Origin of the sequence: Azonexus sp. (assembly GCF_036170495.1) — a bacterium.
Taxonomy (GTDB): domain Bacteria; phylum Pseudomonadota; class Gammaproteobacteria; order Burkholderiales; family Rhodocyclaceae; genus Azonexus.
Genome location: NZ_JAVHPH010000482.1, coordinates 1 through 1,535, shown reverse-complemented (window position 1 = coordinate 1,535; position 1,535 = coordinate 1). Strand labels below are relative to the sequence as shown.

Sequence of the window (1,535 nt, the reverse complement as noted above, 5' to 3'; positions counted from 1 at the left end):
TATCGAACCACTGGACAGCGACATTCGGCGTATTTTCAAGGCTTGCCGAGAGCTGACGGCGCGACGCCTCGGCCTGCTCGGTGGCTTGCGATGCGCGCACCAAAGCCTGCCCTTGCGCCAAAAAACCGCCGGCGACCATGATCGCCACCAGCGCAAAGCCAAGGCGCAACGACCACAAATTATCCGGCGCCGCCTGCCAGCCGCCACGCGGCGTCGCGGCGATCTGCCAGGAGCCCTGCGGCAAATGAATACTGGCCACCACGGGACGGGCATCGAACAGTTCCGGGTGGCCGAAAAACACCTCGCCGTCGGCCCCTTTGGCATCCTTGCCGCGAATCGCGAGGTCGATGGCCAGGTCGTCGCCACCCAGACCGCAGCTGGCAAACAGCTTGTCGACATCGATCACCGCACTGACGACGCCCCAGAAATATTCCTTGCCCTGGCTATCCGGCAAATAGACCGGCAGCCGCGCCACCAGACCGACGCCACCCTGGACCAGATTCAACGGCCCGGCCAGGACAATCTGGCGCGACATCCGGGCGCGCTCGACCGCGGAAAATTGTCCCGGTGCCGTGCGGTAATCGAGGCCGACCGCCGCCTCGTTGCCGCGCATCGGGTGCACCCAGCGAATCACCATGTCCGGTGCGGCGACAACATTGCGAAGCTGGGTCCGGCCAGAAAACAGCGGCTGAGCGGCCACCTCAAAACGCGCCTGACCGAGATTCGGCTCCAGCGCAATGACGCCGATCAGGCCACGGACCAGTTGAATATCACTATTGAGGTTGCTCTCGAGGGCATCGCGGACCACTGTCATGCTGTGCAAGACCTCGGCGCGTTCGGCTGAGGCAAACTGCTGACGATTGATTTTCTCGGCAAACCAGGCGGCCAGCGCCAGGCCGAAAAACACCAGAGAAGCCGTGACCAGTAGCAAAACCCGGCGCTTCATGGCCGCCGACCCCGGCTCGCCTCACGCCGGTGGTACACCAACCCACTGGCCAACTGCGATACTCGACGACAATTGATATTCACCAGCGCTCCGGAAGTCAGAACTTCAATGTGACTGATTACCGATTGTATCCATCCCGGTATCGCGCAGGCAAAGCAAATCCGGCCGAACTTCCCGGCGACCGGCAACTCCAACAAGCAGGCCAAGCGCGCATCTCCAGTGCCCCTTCCGGCCAGCGAGGAGTTGCTCATGCCCCCAGTCATTCCCACCCGCCAGGAAAAAGATTCATTCGGCCTCATCGAGGTTGCCGCCGACCGTCTGTGGGGCGCCCAGACCCAGCGCTCGCTGGAGCACTTTGCAATCTCCACCGAACGCATGCCGGAAGAGCTGATCCACGCCCTGGCCATGGTCAAGGCCGCCGGCGCCAACGTCAACCGCGAGTTCGGCCTGCTCCCGGCCCCCATTGCCGCGGCCATCATCGTTGCCGCCAACGAGGTCACCAGCGGCCGCCACCCGGACGAATTCCCGCTCTCGGTCTGGCAGACCGGCTCCGGCACGCAAACCAACATGAACATGAACGAGGTGCTGG

Annotated in this window: 2 protein-coding genes; one reads left to right on the top strand and one right to left on the bottom strand. The window is 63.4% G+C overall.

Going from position 1 to position 1,535, the window contains the following annotated elements; all coding sequences use genetic code 11:
- A partial coding sequence (locus ADADOO_RS17370) for a CHASE domain-containing protein (RefSeq protein WP_511278774.1) occupies nt 1-946 on the bottom strand: 946 nt, incomplete at its 3' end.
- Nucleotides 947-1,195: 249 nt separating this feature from the next.
- On the opposite strand from ADADOO_RS17370, the gene ADADOO_RS17365 reads away from it, so the two are divergent.
- A partial coding sequence (locus ADADOO_RS17365; protein ID WP_511278773.1) for a lyase family protein occupies nt 1,196-1,535 on the top strand: 340 nt, incomplete at its 3' end.